The organism is Parafrankia sp. EUN1f, assembly GCF_000177675.1.
Taxonomy (GTDB): domain Bacteria; phylum Actinomycetota; class Actinomycetes; order Frankiales; family Frankiaceae; genus Parafrankia.
The window spans coordinates 1-23,837 of sequence record NZ_ADGX01000091.1; the positions used below are offsets into that span (position 1 = coordinate 1).

18 protein-coding genes are annotated in these 23,837 nt (G+C 70.1%); 7 read left to right on the forward strand and 11 right to left on the reverse strand.

Annotated features, from left to right (window positions below; genetic code table 11):
• The 4 genes from FREUN1FDRAFT_RS24185 to FREUN1FDRAFT_RS24195 form a co-directional block, all read right to left on the reverse strand.
• On the reverse strand, positions 1-1,107 hold a 1,107-nt coding region (locus tag FREUN1FDRAFT_RS24185; RefSeq protein WP_050796012.1), incomplete at its 3' end, for a hypothetical protein.
• A gap of 134 nt (positions 1,108-1,241) precedes the next feature.
• Positions 1,242-2,024: a hypothetical protein gene (locus tag FREUN1FDRAFT_RS41885; RefSeq protein ID WP_157475266.1), complete on the reverse strand. Its 783-nt coding sequence runs from the start codon at positions 2,022-2,024 to the stop codon at positions 1,242-1,244.
• A gap of 72 nt (positions 2,025-2,096) precedes the next feature.
• Positions 2,097-2,534: a DUF6112 family protein gene (locus FREUN1FDRAFT_RS24190; RefSeq protein WP_006542856.1), complete on the reverse strand. Its 438-nt coding sequence runs from the start codon at positions 2,532-2,534 to the stop codon at positions 2,097-2,099.
• Positions 2,531-5,887 carry a hypothetical protein gene (locus FREUN1FDRAFT_RS24195; RefSeq protein WP_006542857.1) on the reverse strand — a complete coding sequence of 1,119 codons (3,357 nt, stop codon included), beginning with the start codon at positions 5,885-5,887 and terminating at the stop codon, positions 2,531-2,533. Before FREUN1FDRAFT_RS24195 ends, FREUN1FDRAFT_RS24190 begins: the two co-directional genes overlap by 4 nt.
• 356 nt (positions 5,888-6,243) lie before the next feature.
• On the opposite strand from FREUN1FDRAFT_RS24195, the gene FREUN1FDRAFT_RS24200 reads away from it, so the two are divergent.
• The 3 genes from FREUN1FDRAFT_RS24200 to FREUN1FDRAFT_RS24210 all read left to right on the forward strand — a co-directional run bounded on the left by FREUN1FDRAFT_RS24200 (position 6,244) and on the right by FREUN1FDRAFT_RS24210 (position 8,179).
• Positions 6,244-6,438, forward strand: coding sequence for a helix-turn-helix domain-containing protein (locus FREUN1FDRAFT_RS24200; protein WP_006542858.1), 195 nt, complete (start codon positions 6,244-6,246; stop codon positions 6,436-6,438).
• 263 nt (positions 6,439-6,701) lie between these two features.
• The gene (locus FREUN1FDRAFT_RS24205; protein WP_006542859.1) at positions 6,702-7,145 is read left to right on the forward strand and encodes a hypothetical protein; all 444 of its coding nucleotides are present in this window, start codon (positions 6,702-6,704) and stop codon (positions 7,143-7,145) included.
• A 32-nt stretch (positions 7,146-7,177) separates the two neighbouring features.
• A complete protein-coding gene (locus FREUN1FDRAFT_RS24210) occupies positions 7,178-8,179 on the forward strand; it encodes an NlpC/P60 family protein (RefSeq protein WP_006542860.1) in 1,002 nt (333 codons plus the stop codon).
• Between the two features lie 58 nt (positions 8,180-8,237).
• Here the strand turns inward: FREUN1FDRAFT_RS24210 and FREUN1FDRAFT_RS45275 are convergent, their stop codons facing one another.
• The 4 genes from FREUN1FDRAFT_RS45275 to FREUN1FDRAFT_RS24225 form a co-directional block, all read right to left on the reverse strand.
• Complete coding sequence (locus FREUN1FDRAFT_RS45275; protein ID WP_006542861.1) at positions 8,238-8,396, reverse strand: hypothetical protein; 159 nt, start codon at positions 8,394-8,396, stop codon at positions 8,238-8,240.
• 487 nt (positions 8,397-8,883) lie between these two features.
• Complete coding sequence (locus tag FREUN1FDRAFT_RS24215) at positions 8,884-10,635, reverse strand: FAD-binding oxidoreductase (protein WP_006542862.1); 1,752 nt, start codon at positions 10,633-10,635, stop codon at positions 8,884-8,886.
• Between the two features lie 31 nt (positions 10,636-10,666).
• Complete coding sequence (locus FREUN1FDRAFT_RS24220; protein WP_006542863.1) at positions 10,667-13,072, reverse strand: serine/threonine-protein kinase; 2,406 nt, start codon at positions 13,070-13,072, stop codon at positions 10,667-10,669.
• Between the two features lie 57 nt (positions 13,073-13,129).
• Positions 13,130-15,778, reverse strand: coding sequence for a serine/threonine-protein kinase (locus FREUN1FDRAFT_RS24225; protein WP_006542864.1), 2,649 nt, complete (start codon positions 15,776-15,778; stop codon positions 13,130-13,132).
• 384 nt (positions 15,779-16,162) lie between these two features.
• Here FREUN1FDRAFT_RS24225 and pgi point away from each other — a divergent pair, with 384 nt between their 5' ends.
• From pgi to FREUN1FDRAFT_RS24245, 3 genes are all read left to right on the forward strand, one after another.
• The gene (gene pgi / locus FREUN1FDRAFT_RS24230; RefSeq protein ID WP_006542865.1) at positions 16,163-17,815 is read left to right on the forward strand and encodes a glucose-6-phosphate isomerase; all 1,653 of its coding nucleotides are present in this window, start codon (positions 16,163-16,165) and stop codon (positions 17,813-17,815) included.
• A 174-nt stretch (positions 17,816-17,989) separates the two neighbouring features.
• Complete coding sequence (locus tag FREUN1FDRAFT_RS24235; RefSeq protein WP_006542867.1) at positions 17,990-18,337, forward strand: STAS domain-containing protein; 348 nt, start codon at positions 17,990-17,992, stop codon at positions 18,335-18,337.
• A gap of 598 nt (positions 18,338-18,935) precedes the next feature.
• The gene (locus FREUN1FDRAFT_RS24245) at positions 18,936-19,178 is read left to right on the forward strand and encodes a hypothetical protein (RefSeq protein ID WP_006542868.1); all 243 of its coding nucleotides are present in this window, start codon (positions 18,936-18,938) and stop codon (positions 19,176-19,178) included.
• Positions 19,179-19,207: 29 nt separating this feature from the next.
• On the opposite strand, the gene FREUN1FDRAFT_RS24250 is transcribed toward FREUN1FDRAFT_RS24245, so the two are convergent.
• From FREUN1FDRAFT_RS24250 to FREUN1FDRAFT_RS24260, 3 genes are read right to left on the reverse strand one after another with little or no spacing between them, the layout of a single operon-like run.
• The gene (locus FREUN1FDRAFT_RS24250; RefSeq protein ID WP_006542869.1) at positions 19,208-20,371 is read right to left on the reverse strand and encodes a hypothetical protein; all 1,164 of its coding nucleotides are present in this window, start codon (positions 20,369-20,371) and stop codon (positions 19,208-19,210) included.
• Positions 20,368-22,218: a right-handed parallel beta-helix repeat-containing protein gene (locus FREUN1FDRAFT_RS24255; RefSeq protein WP_006542870.1), complete on the reverse strand. Its 1,851-nt coding sequence runs from the start codon at positions 22,216-22,218 to the stop codon at positions 20,368-20,370. Before FREUN1FDRAFT_RS24255 ends, FREUN1FDRAFT_RS24250 begins: the two co-directional genes overlap by 4 nt.
• The gene (locus FREUN1FDRAFT_RS24260) at positions 22,215-23,489 is read right to left on the reverse strand and encodes a glycosyltransferase (RefSeq protein WP_006542871.1); all 1,275 of its coding nucleotides are present in this window, start codon (positions 23,487-23,489) and stop codon (positions 22,215-22,217) included. The genes FREUN1FDRAFT_RS24255 and FREUN1FDRAFT_RS24260 overlap by 4 nt, the downstream gene beginning before the upstream one ends.
• On the opposite strand from FREUN1FDRAFT_RS24260, the gene FREUN1FDRAFT_RS45280 reads away from it, so the two are divergent.
• On the forward strand, positions 23,448-23,651 hold the full coding sequence (locus FREUN1FDRAFT_RS45280; RefSeq protein WP_198144478.1) for a hypothetical protein: 204 nt from the start codon (positions 23,448-23,450) through the stop codon (positions 23,649-23,651). The genes FREUN1FDRAFT_RS24260 and FREUN1FDRAFT_RS45280 overlap by 42 nt on opposite strands.
• The last annotated feature ends 186 nt before the right edge of the window (positions 23,652-23,837 follow it).

Below are 23,837 nucleotides of genomic sequence, written 5' to 3' on the forward strand. Positions count from 1 at the left end.
TCCCGCCCTGGCCGGGACGGCTCGCGTTGCGGCCGTCGCGCCGACGGAGTTCCGGCCGGACCTGGTCCCAGCCGGGGCCGCGCCGACGCCCGCACCCTCCGAGCGGTTGACCCTGGCGCGTGCAGTCCCGGCGGCACCCGCACGGGCAGGCGTTCCGACCGGCGCCGGGGAACCGGACCCTCCGCGGCCGGGCCGCACCGCCGGACGGGCCGCGGGAACGGTCGACCCGCCGAAGGCACCCGCGTCGCCGAGCATTCCCCGGTTTCTGGTCTGCAGCCGTGAACCGATTCCGCGGAACGTCTCCCGGGACGTCGAACCGAGCAGCGCGCCGGCGCCGTGCCCGAACGACGCCGCACTGCGCTGCCCGGCGGACCCGACCGCGCGCATGAGCTGGACGTCGGCGAATCCGAGCAGGTGCATCAGCATGAACGGCGAGAGGACGGCCGCGATCATCACTACGACACCACTGAGAATGCTCAGTGTCTGGTCAACCGTGGATCCACCGGTGTCCTGGGCGATGCCGGCGCCGAGCGCGAAAATCGCGTAGATGACGGGCTTCGCGAAAATCAGCGCTACCAGCGTCTCCGTGGCGCGCTTCATCCACGCGCTGGTCGTCATCGTGGGCTGCCCCGCCAGATAGAGCGGGATGAACACCGCCACCACGATGATCGCGACCTTACGGATGTAGAGCACGACGAAAAGCGTGAACGCGAAGATCGCCACCAGGAGGGACAGCACGAGATCTAGCGCGAAATTTCCCTGTTCGGGTAGCTCTCGGAGCTGCGCTACGAGGTCCGCCCCCAGGGCCTTGTCATTGCCGAAGGCCTCGGCCATGCCGTCCGAGGCGGCCAGGACCATCTGGAGCAGCGTCAGGGCGATGAACGAGCCGATGATCGCCGTGCCGGTGGTGGCCAGGGCCCGGACGAACACGTGCGGATCGCCCCGTAGTGCCGCTACGGTGCACGAACAGAGGAAAAGCCCGGTGACGATGAGCACCGATACGCCGAAGACGATGTTGTAGTTGTCGACGACATACTGCGCGTTGAGATCTACAGCGGTCTTCTGTGCCGCAAAGCTGAAGACGGACGACGAAAGGTCCGCCGCCATGTTACAGAACGCTTTGCCGACAGATTCCAAAAAGTCGTCGGCGGCGCCACCGGCGAGATCTTTTAGTGGCGTCAAAGGAGTCCACGCAAGGACTACATTCTGATCTGCTGGCGCGGAGGCCACCATGCCACCCGTCATGATTGCGGACCTCCAGCCACTACAAACTCTTTGAAGTCTCCGGCGCTACGACTGTGAAGTAGCGGACCATCCGGACCGTCGTCTGCGTTTACCAGCTTCCAGTCGTCCTCCTGCCAGCGAACTTGACAGGTTTCGGAGCCCCATCGAACTTGTGCTTGCTTGACAGGGTCAACCGAGTCGTAAACGCCTAGTGAAATTGCGCCCCAGATCAGTATCTTTGCCTGGGAATCGGAGCTGGCTTCTATCTGATATCCGAGCGGTCGAGCGTCGAAGTTAACCAGCGGATCCTGGATTGATGGAACTCCGAGAATCGTGGCGTTTTCCTGATCAACCTGCAAGATGCCACTAGCGAGCGCTTCGACTGATCTTGGATCTGAAATTGAAGAAAAGAACCCGCGAATTCTTTCCTCTGATCTATTGGTGCGCTTATTGTAGGCGGTATAGTAGTTTCCGCAGGCGCTTATGGCGCCGGACTTTGTGTGGGGGTAGCCGACCGGGACCCCGAACTCGTTGACCCGCGTGGGGGCGCCGACCGGGCCGGCTTCGCCTGTGGGCGTGGGCACATCGTCGGGCGTGGGGACCACGGCTGGCGGCGCCGCCGAAGCCTGCGCCGAGGGCGTGGCGGGCTCCGGCTCGGCGCTGGCCGATGCCTCAGGGCTGCTGTCCACCGAATGCCGTCCGATGAAGAAAGTCACGGTGCCGACTCCGACCGCGGTCACCGTTGACGCTGCGACGATGACAACGATCAGACGTCCGAATGCCCACTCTGCGAGGCTCACCAACGCCTACTCCCCTCCGTTGCCGGCAGGGTCATCATCGCAATGTCGGAGGCCAGATACCTCCGGAACCGCCTAGAAGTCTGCGGACGGCGGCGCATGGACCACGTCGGGATCATCGACGATGTCTTCGGCGGGGGCTGGGGTGATGGTCAGGACCACTGCAGGCGGACGCATGCTGTTGGTGTCGGTGGTGGCGTCGTCCGCGCTGGCACCGGTGGCGATGAAGAAATTGACGAAGGTGGCGGCGGCACCGACCAGGAAGGCGAGGCCGAAGCCCGCGAGGACACCGCTCTTGCCGACGGCCGAAGCGCGATCCAGCCCCATCCGCTCACCGAGAGCCCATGCGATTCCGCCCAACAACACGGAGGCCACGGCGGCGACGACCGCATACGCGGCCAGCCCGTTGACCAGGTCTTTCAGCGCGTTGATGCCGGGCGCCTTGGCCTCGTTCGGCTTGACTTCCACGGCGAGAAAGGCTGTTACCGAGGCGGTTGCCGCACCCACGATCATCTTGGTTCCCTTCCCGCGGGCGGTTGACCGCCCAGACGATCCGGCCCGGACACCCTCGTGGGTGTGCTTCCGGGCCGCAGGTCGCCAAATGATACGCCGGGCACCTCGGGGTGATCGGCATCGCCGGTGTGTAGCCGCGTCGAACCGTTGGGAATCGCTAGCGGCGACGGTGGGCTCAAGGGCGGGCGGTCCGCCGGCACCGGCGCGCTGACCTCGGCGTCTGCCATTGCGGCCAACGCGTCCACCGTCTGGGCGGCCAGCCGCAGATAGGACCGCCGGGTCGCCCAGCGCAGCCTCGGAATCCGAACGGGGGTTCCGCGGCTGGGGTCGAGGCGCGGGTCGTAGGGGACCCGCACGATTGCGTCGACATAGCGGGCCAGCTGGGCCGTGGCGGTCCTGGTCCGGGGTGAGGGCCGCCCTCGCCGCGGTGACACCACGGCGGCGATGACAGCGGGGCCGGGATGGGCGCCGGCTTCGTCGCGGCGAAGCCGTTCCCGGCTGTTCACCCCGACGCCGGCCAGCGCGCCCTGCGGGTCGAGCAGGTCGGCGAGGGTGGTCTCCAGATCGGAGGCGGTCGCCAGCGTCACGAGAATCACCGCGTCCGCGGAGCGGATCGCCGTCGGAGTGAGCGGGGCCGCCGCCGGTGCGTCCAGGAGAATCAGCGGATAGGCGTGGGCCAGCGCGCCGAGCACGGTTCGGAGCGTTCCCGGCGTGACCGGCTCGGCCACTGGCACCAGGGCGCCGGCGCCCTGATCCGCGCCCTTTCCTGCGGGGCGCTCGATGGGCAGTACGTCGAGGTCGAACAAGGCGCCCGAGCGACGTGCACCGATGAGGGCCTGAACCTCCTCGGGTGGCATCGCGGCGCCGGATCCGCGCTGCCGCGCGATGTCCGAGACGGTGGTGACACCCCGGCTGCCCACGCGGCTCACCAGGTTGTCACCACGTGATTCGTCGATCTCGATGCTGTCGGCGGTGGGGGGCACGAAGCCGGGGGTGGTCGTCCCCGGATGGAGATCGACACCGAGCACCGGCTCCGCGCGGACACCGGCCAGGGTCAGACCGACGACGCCGGCCAGCGTCGTGGTGCCCGAGTACGGGAAGAGCGAGGTCACCGCGATCCGCCACGAGCCCGGCAGGACGGCTGCGGCGCGGTCCATGAGAGTGATCCGCAGTGGGATCTCCTCCCAGGGCTCGTCGTCGTCCGCATCGGCCCAAGTCTCCTGCCCCGGCCAGGCGCTCCGGGACGAGGCTCGGTTCGCGACCGCCGACGGGTGCTCCCGGGTGTGGTCGGGTTCGAGGCCTGACCTGCGGTGCGGGCCTGATGGCAGGAGCGCCGTCGACGAACGCCGCGGGCGCCCGTCCTCGGACGACACCGGGGACGCCGGGGACGCCGACGACAGCGGGGCATCGTCATCGCCCCACACGTCGACATCGCTCTGCGGGTAGCCGGCGCTTTCCTCCGCGTCCGGATCATGACCGAGCAGGGAGACCTGATCGGCTGCCTCGGTCGCGAGCTCGCCGTCTACCTGGTCGACGTGATCCGCCTCGGCGACGCCGTGCGGTGCGACGGAGACGGGGCGGTCACCTGACTCGACGGGCAGCGGCGGGATCTCGGGCTGGAGCGGCGCGGCGGCCTCGGTGACACCGGGCCCCTGGGACCACCCGTCGACGTCGCCCCAGGCCGAGGCCGCAGCGGCGCCGGTGTCACCGAGGGCGCCACCGGCGGTGTCTGCGGCGGCTGCGGATTCCGGCGTGGACTCGACTACCGGCCAGGCCTGACCATCAGCTGGCCAGGCCTGATCGGCCGACGGCCACGTCTGACCTTCCGCGGGCCAGGCGGGGTCGGCAGCAGGCCAGGCCGGGTCCACCGTGGGCCAGGCCTGGCCCGCGGAAACCGCCGGTGTGGCCGGATGGGCCTCGGCTGGGTAGATCTCGGCCGGGTAGATGGGCTCCGCGCCACTGACTTCGCTCTGACCGGGGTAGCTGGGCACTTCCGGCGGCGCGTACGAATCCACCGACCGGGCCGCGGCCTCGTCCGCCACCGCTGGTGCCTGGGCTGGCCAGCCGTGCTGCTCCCAGGCCGCCGGCGGCGTGGGAGCCGGGTCGCCTGTGGGCGCCGGATCGGTTACGGGCGCTGGGCCGGTTACGGGTGCCGGGTCGGTTACGGGCGCTGGGCCGGTTACGGGCGCTGGGCCGGTTAGGGGTGCCGGGTCGGTCGCGGGTGTCCTGGGTGCGAGCGCCGACGGACGGCCGGGCCGACGCGGGCCGGCCGTCGTGGGCCGCCGGCCAGGTGGCGGCGCGCTGGTGCCGCCCTGGTATCCGCCGCGACGCGCCGACGGCTCGGCGGGCTCGGGACGCTGGCCCGGCGAGGTCGTCGAGGCACCGGAGCCGCTGATCGTTTCTCGGCCACCTGAGGCCCCGGAAGCACCGGAGGCCCCGCGGCCGGAACCGGACCCGGCGCGCCCGCGGGGCGTTCCGGCGGGGCCTGGTGCCGCTGTGCCGCCGGGGCTGCCGGTGGCACCGGGACCGGCACCGACGCCGGTGCGGGAGCTGCCGGTGTTGGCCAGGGAGCCCGAGGTGGCCGGCGGGAAGCTGGGGTCCTTGCGGCCCATCGGCGCCGGCGGCGGGACGGCCCGGGGCGTGGCGGCCCGACGGAGCACGGGGCGGCGGTTCAGGGTGTCGTCCGCGGCCGTGTCCGGTGTGGCGCTCTGGTCGTCGGTTGCCGTGACCCGTGGCAGCGACGGGGTCGCCGCGAACCGGCCGGGCGGCACCGGTGCGGGAACCCGGGCCACCTCGACCCGCCGGGGTGGCTCGCCCGCGACGGGCGGCTCCGGCCGGGCCGCTCGTGGCGCGATGGCTCGTCGCCCGCCGCCGCTCACCTCACCGCCGGCCGTGGCCGAGGTGTCGCGACCGGCGCTCGGGGGTGTGCGTGGAAGGCGACGGCCGCGCCGCTGGGCCTGGCCGCGCGGTTCCTGGTGGCTGCCGTCGCCACTGTCGTGGCTGTCGGTGCGCGGCGGGTCGGCCCGGCCTGACTCCGGCATGCCGGTTCGGCCTGTGCCCGACATGCCGGACCGGCCTGCGGGCCTGGCGCCGCCGGGTGCCGCATCCTCCAGATGGAACGCCTGGTCCTGCCACGATCCGTCACCAGCGCCGGTGGCGGCGGGCTCGTCCGAGTCACCGCGCCTGCGGTGCCTGCGGCGGGCAGCCCGGGTGGCGGAACGGTCGTCGCTCTCGCCGTCGCGAGCCGGGAGCTCGGCCGCGTACGGCGTGGATGAAGGGATTCGGGCGCCAATCAGCGAAACGGGCCGCGCGTCCCCCTCCTCGCCGTACGGTGCCTGTGGCACATCGCTCACGCGCCGTCGCCCTCCTGGCAGGTCTGACTGGTTCCTCGATCTGGTGTTGGTGGTGGCCAATTGGTGCCAGTTACAGTTACTTACTGTTACTTGCTCTCGGCTGCGGTCGGATCGATGTAACACGAGCCGTTCAAGTATGACAAGCGATAGTTGGGACTCGCCAGGGTCGGCATTGCGGTGTTAGCCTCCCTCGCCGACGCGTAACGGCTGTCGGTTGTCGGCCGAGAAGGGGGCCCTGGGTGGTGCAGGATCGCTTTCCGACGGCCTCGTCACGCCCGCCGCGAATGCCTGCCCGGCCCGTGGCCAGGACGGCGGAGCCACCGGCCGCGCCGGTGGCCGCAGGCGCGTCACCTGCGATGTCGCCTCGTCCGGCGCTCCATTCGGACGACGACGACGTGCTCACTGTCGACGAACTGGTGACCTGGTTGCGGCTGTCGGAGAGCACGGTTCTGAAGCTCCTGTCGGAACGCGCGATCCCCGCGCGCAAGGTCGGTCATCAGTGGCGGATTCGTCGCGGCCGGGTCCGTGACTGGCTGGACGGCCACGAGTGAGACCACGCGGACACGGGAGAAGAACACCGCACCACCGCCTTGATCGCGCCCGGTTCCGCCTTGCTGTTGGATTCGTGACATTGATCTCGCTGCTACTTGTTACGGCGGCGGGCTGTGCAGCGCTCGATGACACCTCTGACCAGCCATCGGCTGCCCCGACCAGGACCGGGCCTCCGCCGGGAGCCAGTCAGGCGCCGGGTCCGCCGCTCGCCACCGCCACCGCTGAAAATCAGGCCACGGTTGATCCCACAGATCCCGCTGCGGTGGCTCGTGACTGCTTCACGAAATGGCAGTCGTTCGACGCCCGCAACGACGCCGGCCCGGCAGCCGGCGTCGAACGGGCCCGCGACTGCCTGACCCCGGACTTCGCCGCCAAGCTCGCCGGGGCCGGCACCGGCGGCTCTGACGGCACCGCCGGGGGAGACAACGACCCTCAGGCCGGTCGTGCCTGGGACGAGCTGCGCGCCGCCGGCACCCGCTCCACGGTCTCGGTGCTCGCGGTCACACCCGTCGGGGGCGTCGACACCAGCACGTCCGGGCAGGTGGCGCTCCTGCTCAATGTGCGCCGAGAGACGATCTCCGGTGCCGGGCCCGCCGAGATCACGGTTTCGACACCGGCGGTCACGATGCTGGTCGGCACTGACGGCACCTGGCGGATCGCCGGTGCCGATCTTGAGAACGCCGCCGGCGACGCGCCGGGCCGGTAGTACGGACGCGACGAGCAGAGGCGGCGGCTGGGATGGCGAGGACGTCGCGCGGCACGGTCCGGGGCGGGCGCTTGCTGGTCTGGCTCGGCGTCGGCGGCTTCGTGACCATCGGCGGAATCTTCCTGCTGATCTCCGTGCTGATTCTGCTGATCGCCGCGCCCTTTCTCGACGAACAGAACATCGGCGGGCGCGTGATCACGAATTCCGAGGGGATTCCGACGGAGTACGTGCAACTGATCACGGATGCGGCGAACGCCTCCGGCTGCCCCGAGGTGGTGACGCCCTCGCTGCTCGCCGCCCAGTTGCGCCAGGAATCCGGGTTCAACCCCCGGGCCCAGTCGCAGGTCGGCGCGATGGGAATCGCCCAGTTCATGCCGGGAACCTGGGCCGCCCACGGCAGCGGCGACGTGTGGAACCCGGCCGATGCCATTCCCGCGGCGGCGCGCTACGACTGCGCGGTCGCGGCGGCCGTCGCCTCCGTACCCGGTTCGGCGCAGGAGAAGATGCTGGCCGCCTACAACGCCGGCCCGGGTGCGGTGCTGGCATTCGCCGGTGTGCCGCCCTATCCGGAAACGCGTAACTATGTCCGTACGATCCTGGCGCAGGCCCAGGTGTACGGCGATTCGCTCGACACCGGCGTCGAGGTGTCGGTCGAGACACTTCAGCCGGTGATCGATTTCATGTGGTCGCAGATCGGAAAGCCCTATGTCTGGGGGGCGACGGGTCCGGGTGCCTGGGACTGCTCGTCGCTGGTGCAGGCCGCCTATCGGGAGATAGGTGTCTCGCTCCCGCGGGTCACGACCGAACAGGTGGCCTACGGTCCCCGTGTCAGCGGGGTCGAGCCCCAGCCGGGTGACCTGCTGTTCATCCCCGGCTCCGACGGGACGGCCATCGCGCCGGGCCACGTCGGCATGTACGTCGGGAACGGTCAGGTCATCGCCGCGAAGGGCGCCCGCTGGGGGGTCGTGCTCTCGGAACTCTCCGACTGGACGACTGTCGTCGCGGTGACCCGACCGCTGGCTCGAAGCTTCTGATCGATGGTTGTCGGTGTCGGTGTCGGCGTGGTTGGCGGTGTCGGTCGTCGCGCCGCTGTCAGACGGCGACGTCGGAGACGAAGCTGCTGAGCCCGTCGGCCACGGTGCCCAGCGCACCGAAGGCGCTGTGGACCACATCGGCGGCGTCTCCCGGCGCGGTGACCATGAAGAAGATGATGAAGATGGTCACTCCCCACGGCCAGATCAACTGCTTCATGTGGACCTCCTGAACTGCGATTGGCGAGCCGGTGCCTGCCGGGACCGGCGCCGGTGGTGACTGTCGGTGGTTGCCGACAGCACGTGTGTACTGACTTTGAGTAGTGGTCGCAAGGGGAACCGCCGTGCCACAACCGGGTCCACGCGCGGACTTCCGGTGGTCTTCGTGATGCCGCAGGGAACCACGCGGCCGCGCTGTCGCCTCCTTGACCGGCCGGTGCGGGGAGGTGGTCGCGCTTCCCGGGCGATCAGTGCCCCTCGGACCGGGAACGCCTGCCATCGCGGAGACATCGCCAGGTGTCGGCGGACATGGAACGGACAGCGGTTGGACTAGAGGCAGCCAGTAGTCGGAGGTGGGGATCAACCGATGTACTGATCCACACCGCTCCGGGCAGGTGACGTCGACTCCCTGCCCGGAGTGGCGACAGCCTGTAGTTGTCGCTACCTTCGGTAATCTCGATCTTCGTTGGTGGGCGGGTGAAGATCCGTCACGCGGGGCGGATGCCCTGGGCGAAGGCGAAGACGTTGTCCGGGTCGTAGGCGCGCTTCACCGAGCGCAGGCGCGCCAGATTCGAGCCGTAGTAGGCCGTCTCCCAGCTTCTGAGCTCCGGGTCGATGTAGTTCTGGTAGGCCGACTCCGCCACGTACGGGCCCATCCGGACCGTGGTCGCCCGCAGCCACTCGGCGTTGCGGGCCTTGAGCTCCGCGCTGTCCCCGATGTCGTAGCCGGCGACGTACTGGGCGCTCGCCAGCACGTCGCGGTGCACGAACGCGGTGTCCTGCGGGCCGACCTGACCGATGGCGCCGCCCCAGCTGTCGAGAATGACACCGCCGGACCGAAGCCCGGCCTCGCGTTGCCTGGCCTCGACGGCGGCGAGCACGGCCTCGGTGCCCGCGGCCGGCAGCCGCGTGGTGAGGAAGTTCGAGGCCGCCAGCTGGGCGGCCCGCTGCAGGGTTCCGCCTGGATGGCGCCCGGCGAGGTGGCACTGCGCCACGCTTCGCCCCGAGCAGCCGCCTTCGATCAGCATGGCCTCCAGCGGCCCACGCTGGGCCGCGAAGGTGGACGCGGGCCGGCTGCCCACCGCGTCGACAAGTTGGGCGAGCAGGTCCCGCGCCGGCGCGGCCACGGTGCTGCCCGCGCTGCCGCCGAGCGCGGTCCGCGAACCGGTGCCGCCGCCTGTGCCGGTGGTGCCGCTGCTGGTGCCGGTGGTCGAGCCGCCCGGCTCGCTGAGCACGCCGCTGACCCGGATCGCGGGTGTGCCCTTCCCATCGGAGCCCGTGGTCGTCGTGACGACACACGTGGACCACAGCTCGTCGGGCGCGTCGGCGCCGAGATTCCAGTCCTGCCAGGCGGCCACCACCTCGGCGGCGGCGTCCCAGGGCCAGCGATAGCTGAACACCGTCAGTGGTGTGGCCGGATGTGTGGCGAACGTGAAGGAGGTGACGACCCCGAAGTTCCCGCCGCCACCGCCACGCAGCGCCCAGAAGAGGTCGGCGTCCCGTTCGGCGTCCACCTGGACGATCTCCCCCGACGCCAGGACGACCTCGGCGGCCAGCAGCTGGTCGCAGGTCAGCCCATGGCGCCGGCCGAGGACGCCGATGCCGCCGCCGAGGGTCAGCCCGGCGATGCCGACAGTCGGGCAGGAGCCGGCCGCGATCATCGCGCCGGCCTGGATGAGCTGGTCGTAGACATCGACGAGCGGGGCCCCGGCGCCGACGGTGGCGACCCCCGACCTCGCGGTGGCTCCGCCGCCCGCGGCGACCCCCAGACCCGACCGGTTGCCCGGATGCACCTCGTTCAGTGTCGAGACGTCGATGACCAGGCCGCTCGTCGTCGAATAGCCGCCGTAGCTGTGCCCGCCGGAGCGGGCCGCGAGGGCGATGCCCGCGGAACGCGCGAAGCCCACGGCAAGGGCCACATCCGAGGCGGACGCGCAGTAGGCGACCGCCTGCGGCTGGATCTTGTCGAAGGCGGGGTCGAACAGCTGGAGCGCGGTGCCGTACTCGCCGGATCCAGGCCGGACCAGGCGACCCGAGAGCTGCTCCGACAGCCGCTGCCAGTCGCGCTCGCTCGGCGTTCCCTCGTCGACGCCGCCCGGTCTGCCGGGGCCGTCGTCGTCATCGCCACCGCAGCCGGCGAGACCACCGGCGGCGAGCCCGCCGGCACCGAGCACGGCCAGCCCCCTGCCGGCCAGGCGCAGCACCTCGCGACGGTCGAAGGACTCCCGCCGATCGAACATGCAGCTCCTCGCTCGGTGCCTGCGTTGTGATCTAGTCGGCTGCCTTTCGCAGGACGGTCGTCACGAGCTTGTCCGGACCAATCCGTCGGACGGTACCCCGGTCGGGCTCACTCACGTAAACCGCGCCGGAGGCGTCGATCGCGAGCCCGGAGGGATAACTGAACTCGGTCTCGGTCGCGAGGGCACCGTCAGCGGTGTTCGCGTCGACGTCATCCGTGCCGGCGAACGTGTTGATCTTACCGTCCGTGGTGACCACGCGAATCACATCGTTGTAGGTGTCGGCGATGTAGAGCTCGCCCTCCGGCCCGACCGCGAGGCTGTGCGGGTTGTAGAGCTTCGCCGAGGTCGCGGCGCCGCCGTCACCGGAGTAGCCGTAGGCGCCGGGCGTGCCGGCGACCAGCGTGATCTTCCCGTCGGTTGAGATCCTGCGAACCGTGTGCGCGCTGCTGTCCGCGACGTAGAGCGTTCCGTCGTCGGCGAGAGCGAGGCCGGACGGGCTGGTGAAGGTCGCCTTCTCCGCCAGGCCGTTGTCGCCGGTGGTGCCGGAGTCGCTGGTGCCGGCGATCACCCTGATGATGCCGTCCGACGTCACCTTGCGGACGCGGTAGCCGGAGGCGATGTAGAGGTCACCCTCATCGGAGACCGCCACCGCTCGGGGATCGGAAAGCTTGGCGCCGACGGCCTTGCCGGAGGTTCCGCTGAACCCCTCACCCGGCCCGGCACCGGCGACGGTGGTGATCTTCCCGTCGGCGACGCGGCGGATCCGGCCGTCGTCGCTGTCCGCGACGTAGACGTCGCCGTCGGGCCCGGCGGCGACCGCGACCGGGGCGATCAGGTCCGCGCGCGTGGCCGGCCCATCGTCGCCGAGCACCGGCGTCGGTGACGGCGTCGGTGACGGTGAGCTCGATGGGGACGAGGCCGGTGCGTCCGTGCTTTCGGCGGTGGGGCTCGGCGTGGTATCGGGCGGGCCGACCCCGGCGAGATGGGTGAGCTTCCCGTCGGGGCTCAGTCGCAGGACCTGGCCCTGCCACTTTCCGGACGAGCCGCTGTCGGCGAGGTACAGCGAACCGTCGGGGCCGATGCCGATCCCGTCCGCTCTGTAGAGACCGCTTACCTCGACCGCCTCGCTGCCGGCGTAGGCCGGTCCCTCGGGGTCCGAGCCGCCGGCGGTGAGCCAGATCCCCAGCCCGAGTGCCACCGCGAGCACGGCCACGGCCGTCGCCGACGCGGTGATGATCTTTGCGCGCCGCGAACGGCCTCCTGGGCCGGTCGGCTGGCGGTGCCCGTTGCGGCCGCTGTGCCCGCGGGGCCCGGTCGATGGGCCGACCGTCTCATCCGCGTAGTCCTCGACCCTGGTCGGGGCTAACCCCGCGGTACCCGCGTACGGAGCGGTACCCGCGTACGGAGCGGTACCCGCGTACGGAGCGGTACCCGCGTACGGAGCGGTACCCGCGTACGGCGGGCGGCCGGCGGCTCCGTCGCCGCCGAGCTGCCTGGCGATCTCGGCGGGCCTCGGAGTGGTGCCCTGGGTGTGGCCGGCGGCGGCGAGCACGTCGTCGGCCAATCGCACCGGGACGCCGCTGACGGCGAGCCAGCCGGGTCCGAACACGGAGGTGGCCGCGGAGGCGAGGGACAGGGCGAAGTCGTGCGCCGTCGGCGGGCGCCAGGCCGGCTCCTTCGCGAGCGCGGTGAGGAGCACCGCCGCCAGCGGCGGCGGAGCCTCGTTGAGCGGCAGTGGCGGCACCGACATGTGGTGGTGCAGCAGCGCCGGGACGGTCAGGCCGGCGGGGAACGGGGTCCGCCCCGCGAGCAGCTCGTACAGGACGACACCGAGGGAGTACAGGTCGGTGCCCGGCCCGAGCCGGGAGCCGGTGATCTGCTCCGGGGCCATGTACCGCGGAGTGCCGACGAGGCCGGTGGTGGTCGCCGCCGTCGTCTCAAGGATCTTGGCGATGCCGAAGTCGGTGACCTTGGGCGTGCCGTCTCCGGCGAACATCAGGTTGTCGGGCTTGACGTCCCGGTGCAGGACGCCGCGATCATGGGCGGCGGCCAGCGCCGCCGCGGCCGCCAGCCCGACGGCGCAGGCGGCGCGCGGGTCGCGCAGGCCCGGCCCGCGGGTCTTCAGGCTTCCGCCGGTGAGCTGCTCCATGACCAGCAGGCACAGGCCGTCCTGCTCGACGTAGTCGTAGATGCGCACGACATGCGGGTGGTCCAGGCCAGCCAGGACGCGGGCCTCGGAGAGGAACCGGTCCCGCAGGTCGCTGTCGCCCCCGCCGTGGGCGCCGGCCGGCTCCAGCAGGACCTTGACCGCGACGTCCCGGTCAATAAGGCGATGCCGGCCGGCCAGCACGGCGCCGAAACCGCCGCGCCCGAGCTCCGCTCCGAGCTCGTAGCCCGTCAGCGCGCCGGCGACTCGCCCCAGGTCGATGGAAGTCACCGGGCCATTCTCCGCACGCTGCTGTTCCGATTCGTTCGGGGCATGTCTTTTTCCGGCTTACTCGGCGATCGTCGTGATCGTGCCGTCGGGGGCTATGCGCCGGATCCGGTTGTTGCCCGAATCGGCGATGTAGAGCGCCCCGGTGGAGTCCTCGACCACCGAGCTCGGATCGGTGAACTTGGCCTCCGTCGCCGGGCCGCCGTCACCGGAGCTGCCCTCGGATCCGGTGCCGGCGATGGTGGTGATCGTGCCGTTCGCGTCCACCTTGCGGATCCGGTTGTTGCCGTAGTCGGCGATGTAGAGCGTGCCGTTGCGGCCCAGGGAGACCGACGGAATGGAGAGCTGGGCCTTGGTGGCCGGGCCGCCGTCGCCGGAATAGCCCTGCTCACCGGTTCCGGCCACGGTGTGGATGGTTCCGTCCGTGTTGATCTTCTGGATGGTGTCGCTGCCGAGGTTGGCGATGTAGAGGGTGCCGTCGCTGGCCACCTCGACATCGTTCGGGCCGTTCAGCGTGGCGGCCGTGGCCGGGCCGCCCTCTCCGGAGTAGCCGTCGACGCCCGTGCCGGCGATCGTGGTGATTATTCCGTCCGTGGAGATCTTCCGGATGCGGTGGTTCTCGTAGTCCGCGATGTAGATCGATCCATCCGGGGCGACCGCCAGCTTTTCCGCGCTTTTGAGCTGCGCGGCGGTCGCCGGGCCGCCGTCACCCGAATACCCGGCGACGCCGGTGCCCGCGATCGTGCTGATGGTCCCGTCTGCGGCGATCTTCCGGATGCGGTAGTTCCGCGCGTCGGGAATGTAGATGTTGCCCTTCCCGTCGGTCACCGCGGAACCCGGACCGTCGAGTTTCGCGGCGGTCGCGGGCCCGCCGTCACCGCTGAACCCGCCCGAGCCGGTGCCGGCGAGGTCGGACACCGAACCGGTGGCGGAGATCTTCTGCAGCCGGTCGGTCGCGAGGCTGGTGATCAGCAGCGCACCCTGGTCGTCGATCGAGAGGCTGTAGGGGCTCAGCCCCTGCACCGTGACAGCCGCCCCGCTGTAGGCGGCTGCGTTCGCCGGGCTGGAGCGGACCTCGTCGCCGCCGTGGTCCTTGTTTCCGCCGCCGGACAGGGCCACGACGAGGCCGACCGTCAGCGCGACGACCAGAACGAAGACGACCGCCGCGATGATCAGGGTGCGACTGTTGTCGTTGCTGTCCTGGTTGCGGTGGCCGGGCGGCCGCTGGCTCCCCGGCGGCGTGTGCTGCACCGGGGGGCGCTGGGTCGGTGCCGCGTTCGCGCCGCCCCAGCCCTGACCGCCGAAGTTCGACCCGCCCTGGCCCGGCTGGCCGGGAAAGGGACGGGTCGGCCCGGGACGCCCCAGCGGCGCCGGCTGCGGTGTCGCGCCTGGCGGCGGCCCCACCGGGCGTGGCTGTGGTGTCGATCCTGGCGGCGTGAGCGGGCCGGGCGCGGGCGTCGTGCTCGGTGGGCCCTGCAGTGGCCGTGGGTGCGGAGTGCTGCCGCCGGGCTGCCCGTAGCCGGGTTGGCCGTAGCCCGGCTGGTTGAAGCCGGTTTGGCTGTAGCCGGGCTGACCGGGGCGGCTCATACCTGGCAGCTGGGCACCCGTGCCCGGGTAGCCCGGGTGCGGATGGCCCTGCGGCTGGCCGCGGTAGCCGCCGCCCACGGGCTGGCCGGGTCCCTGCTGGCCGGGTCCCTGCTGGCCCGGTCCCTGCTGGCCCGGTCCCGGCGGGTAGCCCGGGCCGCCGGGGCCACCGGCCGGGAAGTTGCCACTGGCGCGAACCGTCGGGGCGGCGCCCGAGTGCATGCCCGTGCCGGTGCCGCCCAGCGCGGCGCGGATGTCGTCATCCACCCGCACCTTCACCTCGGAGCGGGCGAACCAGCCCGGGCCGAACGAGCGGGTGCCCGCGGCGGCGAGCTCCTGGGCGAGCTCCGACGCGTCCGAGAAGCGGGCGCCGGGCTCCTTGGCGAGGGTGCGCATGATGACCGCGGAGATCGGCGCGGGCACCATGGTGAGCGGTTCGGGCATCACGCTCAGGTGGTGATGTGTCAGCGGCTGCACGGCCATCTGCCGGCCGAACAGCGGCCTGTCGGCGAGCATCTCGTAGAGGACGCCGGCCAGCGCGTACAGGTCGGTGGAGGGGAACAGCCGCCCGCCCATGATCTGCTCGGGGGCCATGTAGCGCGGCGTGCCGAGAATGGCGCTGGCGGTCGTCTCGGCGCCGTCGAAGATCTTCGCGATGCCGAAGTCGGTGACCTTGAGCAGGCCGGCGCCGTCGAACATCATGTTGTCGGGCTTGACGTCCCGGTGAAGCACGCCGTGGCTGTGCGCGGTCGCGAGCGCGGCTGACGCGGCGATGCCGATGGCGCAGATGGTCTCCGGGGAGAGCTTCCCGGTGGCCATCCGCTGCTTCAGCGTGCCGCCGGAGAGCAGCTCCATCACCAGCAGGCAGGTTCCCTGGTGCTCGACGTAGTCGTGGATGCGCACGATGTGCGGATGGTCGAGCTCGGCGAGGACGCGGGCTTCGGAGAGGAAACGCGCACGTAGATCGGGGTCGTCGCTCGTGTCGAGGAGGATCTTGATGGCGACCTTGCGGCCGATGAGCCGGTGCTGGCCGGCGAGCACGAGGCCGTAGCCTCCCTTGCCGAGGTCCCCCTCGACCGTGTAGCCAGGGAGCGCCGCCTCCACGAGAGATCTGTCGATAAGCAAGGTCGGTTCCGTCCGTCACCGGCTGCCGGGTCGTCACCATGATCACCACACGGTGGTGACACCCGAGGGCCACATCGTGCGGGATTGTGTCTGCGCAGCCCCGCGGTTGGTTCGCATCTGTTGCCGTGTTGGATGGTGCTGGTTCCGCCTCGGTTGCCCGCGTCACGCGCGACCGCGGGACGCTTGCTTCCAATGCGGGGCCATCAGCGCTTTCCCGGCGATACTACGGCCTCATACCCCCCATTCCGCCCCTGGTAGCGACCCGGCGGGCGCGTCAGATGGGCGACTGCAGCATGCTGGTCATCGTCGACAGGTGTTCGGCCGTGCGGGCGCGCGGGGACGCGGCCGCACGGGAGCACTGCCATCGAGGAAGGGCCCCACGTCATGGCGAACACCGAGCCCACCGCCCGCGCGGCGGGAACGGCCGTGGAACGGACCCCCCAGTGGGCGGCGCTCGCCGCGCACCACACGGAGATCTCCGGGGTGACGCTGCGCCAGCTTTTTGCCGATGACCAGAAGCGGGCCGAGTCATTCACCGTGCAGGCGGACGGCCTTTATCTGGACTATTCCAAGAACATCGTCACATCTCGGACGATCGAGCTGCTCGTGGCGCTCGCCGAAGCGGCCGGGCTGCGGTCGGGCATCGAGGCGATGTTCGGCGGCGAGCGGATCAACGTGACCGAGAACCGGCCGGTCCTGCACGTCGCGCTGCGCGCCCCGGCGGGCGTCAGCATCCGGGTGGACGGGGTCGACGTCGTGCCCGAGGTGCACGCGGTGCTCGACCGGATGTCGGCCTTCGCGGACCGGGTCCGTTCCGGGGTGTGGACGGGTGCGACCGGCGAGCACATCACGACCATCGTGAACATCGGCATCGGTGGCTCCGACCTCGGCCCGGCCATGGCCTACGAGGCACTACGGGACTACACCGACCGCTCGATCGCGGTCCGGTTCGTCTCCAACGTCGATCCGACCGACGTCTGGGAGGCGACCCACGACCTGGACCCGGCGAAGACCCTCTTCATCGTCGCGTCCAAGACATTCACGACCCTGGAGACCATCGCGAACGCCCGGGCCGCCCGTTCCTGGCTGACCGCGGCGCTCGGGGAGGATGCCGTCTCAGCCCACTTCGTCGCGGTCTCGACCAACGCGGAGAAGGTGGCCGAGTTCGGTATCGACACCGCCAACATGTTCGAGTTCTGGGACTGGGTGGGCGGGCGTTACTCCATGGACTCCGCGATCGGCCTGTCGCTGATGGTCGCGATCGGCCCGGCGCACTTCCGGGAGATGCTCGCCGGTTTCCACGCGATGGACGTTCATTTTCGGACCGCTCCGTTCGAACGGAACATTCCGGTTCTCCTCGGTCTGCTCGGCCTGTGGTACCGGGACTTCTTCGGTACCCAGACGCACGCGGTGCTGCCCTACAGCCAGTACCTGGCCCGCTTCCCGGCGTACCTGCAGCAGCTCGACATGGAGAGCAACGGCAAGTCAGTTGATCTTGATGGCCGGCCCGTACAGGTGCCCACCGGCCCGGTGGTGTGGGGCACTCCCGGCACCAACGGTCAGCATGCCTATTTCCAGCTCCTGCATCAGGGAGCGACCGTGGTCCCGGCCGACTTCATCGGCTTCGTGCGACCGAACCACCCCGGTGTCGGCGAGGTCGACCAGCACATCCTGCTGATGGCCAACTTCCTGGCCCAGACCGAAGCACTCGCGTTCGGCAAAACGGCCGCGGAGGTGGCGGCCGAGGGTGTCGCGCCGGAGCTCGTCGCGCACCGCACGTTCGCCGGGAACCGGCCGACGAACACGTTGCTGGCGTCCAGGCTGGATCCGTTCACGCTGGGGCAGCTGGTGGCCCTCTATGAACACAAGGTCTTCACCCAGGGCGTGATCTGGGGGGTCAACAGCTTCGACCAGTGGGGTGTGGAGCTGGGCAAGGTGCTCGCCGGGCGGATCATCCCCGAGCTGACCGATCACTCGGTGCCGCTGCGGCACGACAGCTCCACCAACGCGCTGATCAGCCTGCTCCGCTCCGCCTGAGGCCGATCCCGCTCCGCCTGAGGCCGATCCCGCTCGGCCTCGGGCCGGCGCGGCCCCGCGGCAGCAACAATCAGTAACAGTAGTTCAACGATTACCGCGTTCATGTTACTCTCTGTGACCAGCCCACGGGATGGTTGCCCGTGCTGCGACGGACGGACATCCCGGGGGCCACAGGTGCGGGTCGACGCGACAGCGACGCGAATGACGGTGCGGCGGACCGGCGACGAGGTCGTCATCGAGCTCGGTGGCGAGTTCGACACCGTCGGCAGGCTACGTTTCCGCGAGCAGATCGGCGAGCTGCTGGGCCGGGGCGGCGGTGTGGTGACGGTGGATGTCGGCGATCTTGCGTCGGTGGACATCGCGGGCCTTGCCGCCCTCCTCCGGGCGGAGCTTCTGCTGCGCCGTGTCCACACCGAGCTGCGCATCCGCGCGGCCCTGCCCGCCTTCGCCGAACTTGTCCGCGAGACCGGTCTCGCCGGTCGCCTGCGGGTCGAGGAGGCCGCCCGCCGGCCCGCCGGGTGAGCCATCGACCACCTCGACCCCGGCCCGGCTGAGCCCGGTCTGGCTGACTGGGCCCCGGCCACGGCCTGGTTCGTTGCCGGCTTCGTGGGGCGTGCCGTCCGCCGGACCTGCCGAAGCCGGGCGGGTTGGAACCGATTCGTCCGCGATCGACCCTTTGCGTGGTCCTACCGCCGAAAGGCTCCTTTCGATCCTGCTCATCATCAGCATTCCGATCATCGCGATGAGCGGAAAGCTGAGCATGATCAGGATTGCTGGTGACGTCAGATCCACCGGTCCCCCCCTGGTGATCGGGCTGGAAGGGTGCCGGTTTGGCCCCCGCAGGTCCGCTTACCCGACCTGGAGGTCACCTCACATACTCACCGGCCCGGGCCCCATGCTCACCCCCGTCGGGTAATCACCCACCCGGTGCCGGCTCGCCGAGGTGTGGGCAATCCCGTGCTGTGCTCACCACCCGAATGCTCGTACGATTCTGGAGAGGATGTCCGGCGGCCCATGATGATTTTCGGCTCCGCTGAACTCCTGATCTCCTGATCTCCCAGGGCGGTCGACGGTAGGGAGGTTTCCCATCAGCACCGAGGACCTGCGTGCCCGCCTCGCGATGGTGACCGAGCAGGTCGACTTCGCGCTGGCCGAGGTCGCCCTGCTCGGGGCTGCCTACCGGCGCGCGGGTCATGATGGCGCCGACTGGCGATGGCCGCCCGAGTCGTTGCAGAATCTCGCCCGGCCCGAGGTCGCCCGGGCGCTGGCGGCGCAGCTGGCGGCGGTGGCGCGACTGCGCCTGTGGGCGCAGGAGCTGTACTGGCTGCAGGAGCAGGTACGGCTGCGCGCCATGGTCCCCTGAGCACACGCTCGCCCTGACCCGAGCCGGCGTCAGGTGCCCGTGCAGTCGATGTTCGACGGCCCGGACTGCGCGCCGGTGACCTGGTTGTCACATCCAACGATGTTCTGGGTCTTGTCGCCGTCGTGGATGTAAACGCCGAAGCCCTTCGCGTTAACGGTCAGCGTGTTATGACGGATGGTGTTCTGCCGCCCCCAGTCCTTTTTGATGACGTGGGTCTGGATTCCGTCCTCCAGCGTTCCGCCACCCGTACCGATGTTGTCCTCGACGAGCCAGCCGTTGCCCTTCAGGTCGATCCAGGAGTCGGCCTCGACCAGAGCATCCGAGGAGAGGGTGTTCCCGCGGACCACGCCTCCGGTCGTGCCCTCCTTGATATCGATGTTCTCGGAGGTCGTACCGGCGATGTCGTTGCCGATGACGGAGTTGCGGTCGCTGCGGTCGGGCTCACAGTCCGTATAGGTGCACCAGTTGCTCTCGGCGCTGCCGATGTAGACGCCCTCGCCGAACTTCTCCCGCCGGTTTCCGGTATCCCGGATCACGTTGCCGACGACCGTGTTGTCGGAGCTTGCGGTCCGCAGATGGATCGCCTCGTCGCCGATCGTGTTGACCTGGAGCCGGGCGATGATCGAATGCTGGAGACGGTCCGCCATCACTCCCTTCTGCCCGTTGCGCACGGTGAAGCCGACCACTCGGACCCAGGACGCGCCGTCCAGGTGCAGGACGTAGTTCACCTGGTCGTCGTCCTCGGTGCCGTCGAGGATCGCGTCCTTCGAGCCGCACAGCCAGATCGGCGCGGCCTCGGTGCCTGCCGCCGTGAGCTTGAACTTCCCCTTGTAGACGCCGTCGGCGATCCGGATGACCGTGCCCGGTTTCGCCGTGGCCAGCGCACTGCGCAGGTCGCCCGCGTCACTCACGGTGGCGCCACCGGCCGGGCAGGTGATGCCGCCGTCGACGGCCGCCGTGGCGGAGGCCGACGCGAACGGGTCCGGGCCGGCGGTGGCCCACGCCGTGGCGGTGTCTGTGGGCTCCGCTCGCGGACGAGCGGTCGATCCCGGTGGCTCCCTGTCCGGGGCGGGGTCCGACCCGTTCCCTGACCCGCAGGAGGTCACCGCGACCGCGACTCCGGCGAGAATGCTGGTCGCGGCCAGGGTCATGGTCCGGCGGCGGTGCGAACGGACCGGGCGACGGCTGATCACGCGCTGGATTCTCCCTCGGACCGTTGTTTGCGAAGCTGGTGTGGGTCGTCGCCCGGCGGACCGACGGTCTCCAACTGTCTGGTCTCCGGCTGTCCGGTTCCCGGCTGCCCGGCGTGGCCGGTGACGTCATCCGCCGGCTCGGCGGTGCCGAACAGGTCGAACGGGGCACCGCGCTGCCCGGGGATGCCGGAGAAGGCGGCGGCGGGGCGCATCGTGCCGCCGGTCAGCCGCCGGACCAGCAGCTCCGACTCCGGGTATGGATGGCTCGGCGGCCGCCGGCGGGCCCGGTGGCGGGTCCAGGCGCCGGCGATCGGGAACAGCGCCACGGCGCCCCACACCAGGAGCGCCGGGTGCCGGCGGATCAGCGTGTACCAGTGCTGCGGCTCACGTTCCACCCAGGCCTGTGTGTTGTTGTTGTGGACGTCGCCCCCGTCGATCCCGGTGGACTGGCGGGTGTCGACCGCACGCCAGCCCTCACCGCCCAGGTTGTTCCACTGGATGACCGAGTCGTCCGCTATCCCGCGGACGGTGATCGCGAAGTCGGTGGCCCCGCGTACCAGGTTGCGGCTGATGATGGTCGTCATGGCGTCCTGGGTGATGACGCCCAGCCGGCCGTCGGCCATCGAGTTCTCGGTGATCGCGGTGCGGCGCGCGTCCGGGCCGATCTGGATGCCGGCCTCCGCGGCGCCGTTGATCGAGTTGGCGGTGACCTGGGTTCCGTTGGCGCCGCTCTTGACGAGGATGCCGAGCTGCCCTCCGCTGATCTTGTTCTTCCTGACGATGGTGTTCTCACCGCCGACGACCCGGATCCCGTACCGGCCGTTGCCGGTGATGGTGTTCTCCTCGATGAGGGTGTCCTTGATCTGGTTGACCGTCACACCGGTCGCCGTGGCGACCACGCCGAGGCCACGGCCGTCCAGGGAGATGCCGTCACCGCTGTTGTCGGTCACCGTGCTTCGCATGACCCGGGAGGAGGACGCCCGGTCGATGGTCATGCCGTCGCCGTGGTTGCGCGACGACGTGACCCCGGATACCAGGGTGGTGATGGCGTCCCGGTGGACGGCCAGGCCGGAGCGCTCGTTGTCGACCAGCCGCACGCCGACCATCTGGATGCCCTCGCTGCCCGAGATGTAGGCACCGTAGATGTTGTCGCTGAACGTCGAGTTGGCCGCGCCGCCGGTGCTCGGCTCGCCCTTGCTCCCGGTCCAGGCGATCCCACCGGTCCGGCCGTTCCAGAAGCCCAGGTGGTTGGCACTGGTGTTGCGCACGATCAGCTCACCGCCCATGGTGCGCAGGTAGGCCCGCCCGTCGGTGGTGAGGGTGTCCGGTTCGAGGTTCTGGACGTCCCAGCCGACGATCGTGAGCGGGTCCTGCGGTGAGGCTCCGGCGAACTCCAGCCCCCCGCGCCAGCTGGCGACGGAGGCGAATCCGGACGCCCCGCTGGCCAGCCGCAGGGTGTGCACACCGGCGTCGATGACGAGCCTGGCCTGCGGGCCGACCAGCACGTGGGTGGTGAACATCACCGCCCCGTCCACCTCGTGGCGCCCGCCGCCGGCCGCGATGACGTCCTCAGCGCTGTAGGGCTCCTTGCGCGCCGGCAGCAGCAGCGTGGGCAGGCTGCCGGTGGTCTCGACCAGCGTCGGCTCGGTGAGCACGCCGAACCGCGCGAACATGGACCGCAGCCGGATGTCCTCCGCGTCGACCAGCTCGGACTGCTTCTTCGCGTCCGCGGAGCTGACCGGCGGCAGGGGCGCCACGGGTGACGCCTGGGCGGGCGCCGCCGGCAGCAGGATCGCGCCGGTGACGACGGCGAGGACAGCGAAGACGAAGGAGACGGCGGCCCTCACTGGGCACCACTCGCTGCCGACACGGCTGCCGGGCGTGCCGCGGACCCGGTGCGGGTCGAGGCGTCGGTCTGCCCCTCCCCGCCGATGAGGTCGGATCTCCGGGTGAGCCAGCCCTGCTTGTTCATCGACACGAAGGCCCAGGCCTTGATCGGCAGGGCGACTATGATGATCATCAGCACGGTCAGCGGGAGGATGAAGATGTCGCGCGGGTGCTCCCGCAGGTGTGAGAGCCCGCGGATGAGACGGCCGAGCAGCAGCCAGCAGATCGCGATGATGGGTGCGTTGGCCTCGGGCCGGAACATCCACAGCACGAAGTAGGTCATCGCGACGCCCATCGTCACGGGCGTGAGGACGATCTGCAGCACACTGACCTGGGTGACCAGCGGCTGCCGCCACAGCCATCCCTTGTAGATGGCTGTGAGGTAGGTGCGGTAGGAGTTCCGGCTCCAGCGCACCCGCTGCTTGATGAAGGCCCGGAGGTTGTCGGGGAACATCGACATCGCGTGGGCTGTGTGCTGGTGCATCGTCTTGTAGCCGGACGCGAGCACCAGCCAGGTGAGCCGGCCGTCGTCGCCGGCGATGCACCGCCGGCCGAGGAAGAACTCGTGTTCCAGGTTGTGCAGCACCGGCAGGATCGCGGAGCGCCGGTAGGCCGCGGTGCGCCCGGAAAGGCAGGCGACGGCGCCGACCCGTCCCTGGGCGGGCACGTAGTCCAGGTAGCGGATGTCGACCAGCCAGTTCGCGACCCGTCGCCAGACGCTGCTGCGTGGCTCGTAGACGTTCTGCCGGGTGCCCACCCCGCCGACCTGCGGATCGATGAAGGGCATCTGGACCGCGGCGAGGAGCCCGGGCTCCCACGCGGTGTCGGAGTCGCAGAGGACGACGACGTCCATCGTCGCTGCGGACAGGCCGACGCCGAGCGCGGACCGCTTGCCCTCGTGGACGAAGGGGATCACCCGAACGGTCGGATCGGCGCGCATCGCGAGTCGAGCGATGAGCTCCGCGTCCTCGATGTCGGGGATGATGATGATCTCGTCCGGCTCCTGGGCGAGCCACGTTTCCAGGCATCGCATCAGGACGTCCGGATCCTCCCGGAAGGAAGGAACCACAACGGACGTTGTTGTCCGGAAATTATTTCGTATAGGTCGGTATCTGGTCGAGAGTATCCGGCGTGTGAGCCAGACCACCCAGGACACGACACCGGCGATTCCGAGCGGTACCAGAGAGCGATGATCGCGGATGAACTGCACCGCATCGCCGAGCCACTCCATGCGAAATTCCGCTCCCCCCGAGCGTGGGTAACCGAGATCACAGAGTTCGTCGGCGAGGAGCTGGAGGGCGTGCGTGAACCGTCGGGCGCGCCAGCCCTCGGTGTTACCCCCTGCAACCCGCCGCTTCCCTTTGTGGGTGGCGTTGTCAATACCTTGACCTGAAGCAACGCGACGGCAGGCAGGACGGTAGCAGTCGCCACAACCTTCCTGAATGGGTGTCACTCATTTGTAACCCAGGTGTACTCAACTATTACTTTTAGTAGTTGAGTAGTCGCGAGCCGGGGCGTGTCCGCCTCTTCGGTACCCCGCTCACCCCAACGAAACGTGGACGAGTCACAATGCGCTCCG